Source organism: Acinetobacter sp. UBA2581 (assembly GCF_002339435.1).
Taxonomy (GTDB): Bacteria; Pseudomonadota; Gammaproteobacteria; order Pseudomonadales; family Moraxellaceae; genus Acinetobacter; species Acinetobacter variabilis.
This window is the reverse complement of record NZ_DDLD01000107.1, coordinates 1-5,849: the sequence shown is the minus strand read 5'-3', so window position 1 is coordinate 5,849 and position 5,849 is coordinate 1. Positions and strand designations below refer to the sequence as shown.

The following is a 5,849-nucleotide window of genomic DNA, read 5'->3' as shown; positions in this document are numbered from 1 at the left end:
AATTATCAAAGTGCTGTTGCCTTAGCCTGTATATTTTTATGGCTTCCTTTATAGGTTTAATTATGAGCAGTAAATGTCAACAGACCCTAGTAATTGATTTTCATCCACAAATAAAGCCAGAGCACACTGGCTTTATTTAAATAATGTGGACCGTCAAAAATATAGACACGCTCTCCAGCATAAGCTTTCAACTGTTTTGCAATTTCCCAAGGATAAGCTGCACGAAAGCCGCCTTCCGGTTTAGGCCGGAAAGCTTCGAGAATAATCACAACTCTTTTGTCACCAACCTGATGTTTAAGGTTTTGATAAATCACCGCCGCTTCTTCGGGGCTGCGCGTGCCTACACCGACGCCATCCTGAAAAAAGACTTGGGCATTATCAGGTAACCAGCTTTCAAGCCAGTAATGTAAAAACCGTGATTTTCGGTCTGCACTATAAATACTGATCCAGACCGGTCGCTGGAACTCGGCAACATAACGCGCCATATTGGCAACTCCATGCCAGCTTGGGTCAGCTTCTACAGGAAAATAATAAGCAGCAGGCTGAACTGGAAGAGAAGTTTTAATAATCTGTTGGGATAGTAAAAAGAGCTGGTCAATATTTTCACGTGCCACAGGTTCCTGAAAAATGCCTGCCAGACCTAAGATAACCTGCTTGGACCAGGGTTGTTCGGCAATCGTATTCCAGTCCGGCTGATGTTGCCATTGGGCTCCGGAGATTTCTTTAAAAAAGGAACGTCCGTCTACAATACTCCATTGAGTGACCAGCGTATCGATGCCTAATAAGTGCCAGTTACCGGAGGCGTGACTCATCTGGTCAACCTGCCAGAAAATACCCTCAATTTTAGGCGCTGTTACCGCTTTAGCATCTGCACGTGCCATAAAAAACGCAGAGCCAGTAAAAGCTAAGGTAGGAAGTGCCAGTAACACCAGTAAGCCTAAAATCAGGTATTTTTTCATCATTATTCTTCTTTGGTTTTTTGTGCCTTACGAGTTCTGCGCCAGAACAGCAGCCCTATAATAAGCGCAGCAACAATCACAAGAATAATAGCAATAGTTCGCATGGAAATCTGTTCAATTATCGGGGTTTCTGCTTTTTCTATAGCGGTTTGACTAAGTACGGTAATTTGTCCTTGGGCAGAAATAAACAAGGCCGCAGTATTGTTCGGGATTTTCTGCTGGATTTGCGGCCAGAAGCGGGCAAAATTTTCTACCCCGAGGTTGTTGTCGCTATAAATCCAGAAATTCCCGTTTCTGACGGTGATCAAACTACCATTTGCCGTAGTAGGTAAGTAAAGAATCTGACTGTATTCTTGCAATTCAGATTGATAACGCTGGGCATTCAGCAGGATATTAATGGTTTTAGGTGTACTTGGATTCAGTTGGGTGATATTCAGACCAATTGGATCATTACTGAGCAGCATGTTCTTGGCAACTTGAGCCAGGCTGATCGCGATGGGGGTGGCTATAGGCGTATTCATGGCAATTTCAGGAGTCTTGTCAAAAACTGTAGACAGGCTGATGACTCCCTGTTTCATCTGGTAAGGCAGACTAAGCTTGGATTTTTTAGCATCAATCCATAAAGCATTACCCGCATTAGGTAGACAATTATTGCTATTTAACTGGTTATTATTCACCGTCATGTTAAAGCTGTTGGTATAGGGATAATCTGCCCCTACAAATTCAAACTGCCGCTCAACCGGGCTGGAATCCAGTTTTGCCAGACTGGTACTACCTGCGAGTACTTCATTGAGCCAAACCTGTAAGGTCGAGCCTTGTAAGAGTCCGCTTTGCGAACGGAAATTAAGCTGACCCTTTAAAATATCCGTAGCTTCCCAAACAGCAGGAAAGACCAGTGAAATATTTTTGGGAGTATTGTCTAGTTTGAAATCGGAAATGCCCAGATCAGCCAAGCTTTCAAAACGGCGTACACTGGCCCAGTTTGGTCGTGCGACAGGGCCATTTAAACTCGCTGTTGCAGTATTTAGTTGTGCCAGATATTGCTGATTGAGCAGGGCATTGACGGCCATCAATAATTGGGATTCTGAAGAGTATTCAATCGTCAGGCTTGGTACCTGGTTAACCTGATTTAGACTCATCCGTGCTGCGGGTAATTTTGCGGCCGAACGCTGAATATTGATCATGAAATCAGGTGCTGATTCAGGAGTGGTATTTAGCCGCCATTGCACAGGTGTCGCAAAATTCCAGGCAGTTGCCAGCCTACTCATCATGGTGGCTTCCAGGAAATTTGCCGTATTGAAACCTAGCAGTGCCTGTACTGGTTCTGGTCGGTTCAATTGACTATTGAACAGGACATCCGGGAGTTGATTCAGCTGCATGCCGTTACGCTGCGATTGGTAACTCAGATTTGGTTGAGTCAAGGTAGTCTGTAAATTGCTTGATTCAAGACAAATATTGGCAGTACTTTGTCCAGGTCCTGGTTTTTGTAAAATACTGATATCCAGCCGATGAAAACCGCTATCGGCAGGGGGGAGGCTAAAATTTAATGTGCCTTTACCACTCAAATTTTGTTGATGAATCAGCTGATTGTCATACCGGACAATCACCGTACTGCTACCCTGTACATTAAACTGACTGCTGAAGTGGATATCCTGCCAGCTTTCACCTTTTCCAACATAAAAAAAGTAAGGCGTAGTTTGCTCTACATGCCGCGCAACTACCTCATCAAGCTTCCAGGTGGCCGCATAGAGATGTGCACTAGACAATGCTAAGATAAGTGAAGACATTAATCTCAAAGGAGCTGTTTTTATGTGCATGATCATTTTTTTTCCTTCTTTCGTTCTGTCTTGTACCAGGTAATTCCCTCACCTTTGATTTTGCCTTTTAACATGTCCCAGGCAGCTTTAAAGACAATCAGGAGAAAGATTTGTGAATAGGTGAAATAGGCAATAAAGGCATAGAAGTAAAATCGTTTAGGCACTTCTTTTTCCAGACTGAGGGTGAACCAAATCTGGACCAGATAAAGAATAAAGGCCAAAATGAAGAGTAAGGTAAATGGGCCGGGAATCGTGGTGCCATCAATACCGAGTAGGCCAACCACCAGCGTCATATGACTTAAGAACAGGGCTGGCACAAAAATGATGTAACACATAATATTGTTGCCGATCTCCATTCCGATTGGAAAAGGATGCCGGAGCGCTGTTCTTAAATATTTACGGGTTACATAAAAGTTACCTTGAGTCCAACGCGAGCGTTGTTTGATAAAAATATTCAGGTCGCCCGGATCTTGTTGCCAGCCTACGGCATAAGGCACCCATTTAATCCGTTTATGTCCCAGAAAAATCCGGTAACTCATTTCGGTGTCATCGACCAAGGATTTTTCGTCAAATCCGCCTAGAATATCGAGTGCATCTCGCCAGATCACATAATTGGTTCCCATTAGGGTAGAAAGACGGAAACGCAGCCAGCGTCCACCCTGAAAAATCCACTGGAAATAGATAAACTCGATAGCGATAAAGGTACTAAGGGGGCTGTCTTTCCAGTTGCGGGTACGGACTTTGCCATTCACTGCGACCAGACTAGAATCTGCCAGCAAGGTCTGGGCAATCAGCCGTACACAATCCGGCTCTGGCGTACTGTCCGCATCATAAACCGCAATCAATTCTCCGCGGGCGTGTTTGAGTCCGTTATTCAAAGTTCTGGATTTACCTTTACCACCTTGACCTTTAGGCACATTGATGACCCGAATGACTGGAAATTCGGCAGCCATACGATCCGCAATTTCCTGGGTATTGTCTTTAGATGCATCATTAATCAGCAGTACTTCATAGCTTTCAGCCGGATAATCCTGTGCAGCTAGAGAACGTAAGGTATCTTCAATCACCAGTGCTTCATTATATGCCGGCACCAGCACACTCAGCATGGGCCAACGTTCAGGTATTGGTAAATTGGTCAATTCCTGACTGGCCTGAATCGAGTAACGCCAGGCAGAAAAGCTGAGCCAGGCCCAAAAGGCCTGTGGAATCCAGATCCCGATAAAGCCGGTAATAAACAGAATATCGATCATGCTCATGATTTTTTGAACCTCCGCCATAACATGGTGATCAGGAGGATGAGCATTAAAATAACGATCACAAAAACGGATGCCCAGGAAGTTGAGGTACCCCAGAAGCTTAATAAATTAGGGTAATGGGTCGAGAGCACCAAGTGTAATGGCAAGATTATGATTCCTGCTGAGAGCAAGATATAGCCGAGTAGATTGGTATGCACCCGGTTCATTTGGCTGTCAAAGCGCGTATTTAAAAAGGTCCAGGAAATTCCCAATTCAGGATAAGCAATCTCACTTTCGGCAAGTGGCACCTGAGGATTCAGGATAATTCCAGTACCATTGAAAGCAGTTTGTGGGTAGGCGGTGTAAAATTGTTGCTGACCAGATTGAATTAAACGGGCGGGTAAAGGCAGTTGTCCATGATTGGCCTGAATAATGTAAAGCCCCGCAGGTAAAGTTTTGAGATTCGGATTCCAGCCATCCTGTATATAGGCCGCCATGGGACGTAAACCTGCACTAGTGGCGAGGGTCGCAAGTCCGCGAAAACGCTTTGGTTCGATGCTGCTTAGATCAAGAATCGGGATAGCACCGTCCGAAACCTCCTGTTTGATCTGAAAGTAGATTGACGGTTTCATGAAATTTTCAGGAATGATTAAACCCGGTTTAATACCCTGATTTTTCATGTTTTGATAAGTTTCGTAGTGTATTTGATCAAAGCTAAATACCGGCCATAACTTCCTGGGAGCTGGGAAATAGGCTGGAATTTGCTTAATATCTGAGGAATCTTGCTGCTGAGCCGGATCGGCTGTTTTAAGCTTACATTGATAATATTGTTGATAATAAGAACTCAGTACCGGGTCAGGCAGCGTATTGACTGAAACGATCAGACCGCAGACATGCAAAAAATGACTCATAGGCGTTCCTCCAAGGAGGGTCGGCCCTGATGATGGGGTAGATGAGTAATCTCTGTTTTAATCAGTTCAATCTGTCTGATTTTTTCAATCAGTTGTTTGGAAATAGTAGATTCTCGATCGGCAATCATAATTACACGCAAGACCGAGAGCCGACTATCAGTAAAGGAAAAATGAGGAACTTGGAACTTACTTTCCAGCACATGGATAATTTTTTGTTGCAACAGTTTTAGTTCATCCACCTGCAACATATCTCTTAATAAGTTATGGTTGGTAATTTCTATATAAATTTCATCATATTGAGGAATCAGATTCAGATTTAGCATATTCTGAACTTGAGTTTGGGTATAGAAATAAGTACTGATAGGTAATGTTTTATGGGTCAGGTTTTTACGATAAGTATCTAGTAAATTGTCGGTCTGCCTGTTGGTCGACATCATTTCATAGTAAATACTGAGTAGAAGTGGCGCTAAAGGTAGAATAAAAAGCTGCAAGAAGCGAGTATTGATATCCATGCTATCAGCCTGGACATTAAATAAAATATAAATAAAAAGAGTAATAAAAATGACAATACTCAGTACAACGGACTGAACTACATTTAAAAAGCGTCCCAGTAGAATAAAGCCAATTAAAAGAATCCAGCTTCCGACCAGTTCTGTACGTACCCATTCATAGCCAATTAGTCCTATAAATATAACTATGACCATGGGCAAAAAGGTAATAGTTTGATTTGTCCTTACTAACCAATTTTTTTCCATTAAAATAATTATTTAAAGTAATAATTTAGGATGTTAATGAAATAATTACATGAATAATGTATGAAAAATATATATTTGTTTTTCAGAGTTTAAAGTAATAATATTTTTTGTATAGAAAGAATAAAAATTATTTTTAATATAAAGCATTATGATAGGACTTACGCATTGAGGG

At 42.4% G+C, this 5,849-nt stretch carries 5 protein-coding genes; all 5 read right to left on the bottom strand.

Annotation, left to right across the window (positions count from 1 at the left end; translation table 11 throughout):
• Window positions 1–86 precede the first annotated feature (86 nt).
• Genes B3Q46_RS14000 through B3Q46_RS13980 form a run of 5 tightly spaced genes read right to left on the bottom strand, consistent with a single transcriptional unit; the run spans window position 87 to window position 5,677 of the window.
• Window positions 87–962: a hypothetical protein gene (locus tag B3Q46_RS14000; RefSeq protein ID WP_286716315.1), complete on the bottom strand. Its 876-nt coding sequence runs from the start codon at window positions 960–962 to the stop codon at window positions 87–89.
• Window positions 962–2,782 (bottom strand): hypothetical protein, encoded by a 1,821-nt coding sequence (locus B3Q46_RS13995; RefSeq protein ID WP_349677418.1) that lies wholly within the window; start codon window positions 2,780–2,782, stop codon window positions 962–964. The genes B3Q46_RS14000 and B3Q46_RS13995 overlap by 1 nt, the downstream gene beginning before the upstream one ends.
• Window positions 2,779–4,032, bottom strand: a complete 1,254-nt coding sequence (locus B3Q46_RS13990; RefSeq protein ID WP_286716311.1) for a glycosyltransferase family 2 protein — start codon at window positions 4,030–4,032, stop codon at window positions 2,779–2,781. Before B3Q46_RS13990 ends, B3Q46_RS13995 begins: the two co-directional genes overlap by 4 nt.
• On the bottom strand, window positions 4,029–4,922 hold the full coding sequence (locus B3Q46_RS13985; protein ID WP_163168547.1) for a hypothetical protein: 894 nt from the start codon (window positions 4,920–4,922) through the stop codon (window positions 4,029–4,031). The genes B3Q46_RS13990 and B3Q46_RS13985 overlap by 4 nt, the downstream gene beginning before the upstream one ends.
• Entirely contained in the window at window positions 4,919–5,677 is a 759-nt protein-coding gene (locus B3Q46_RS13980) for a hypothetical protein (RefSeq protein WP_349677417.1), read from the bottom strand. Before B3Q46_RS13980 ends, B3Q46_RS13985 begins: the two co-directional genes overlap by 4 nt.
• Between the last annotated feature and the right edge of the window lie 172 nt (window positions 5,678–5,849).

Excerpts from the sequence above, each read along its gene's own strand:
- B3Q46_RS14000 (WP_286716315.1), bottom strand. The coding sequence starts at position 962 with ATGATGAAAAAATACCTGATTTTAGGCTTACTGGTGTTACTGGCACTT.
- B3Q46_RS13995 (WP_349677418.1), bottom strand. The coding sequence starts at position 2,782 with ATGATCATGCACATAAAAACAGCTCCTTTGAGATTAATGTCTTCACTT.
- B3Q46_RS13990 (WP_286716311.1), bottom strand. The coding sequence starts at position 4,032 with ATGAGCATGATCGATATTCTGTTTATTACCGGCTTTATCGGGATCTGG.
- B3Q46_RS13985 (WP_163168547.1), bottom strand. The coding sequence starts at position 4,922 with ATGAGTCATTTTTTGCATGTCTGCGGTCTGATCGTTTCAGTCAATACG.
- B3Q46_RS13980 (WP_349677417.1), bottom strand. The coding sequence starts at position 5,677 with ATGGAAAAAAATTGGTTAGTAAGGACAAATCAAACTATTACCTTTTTG.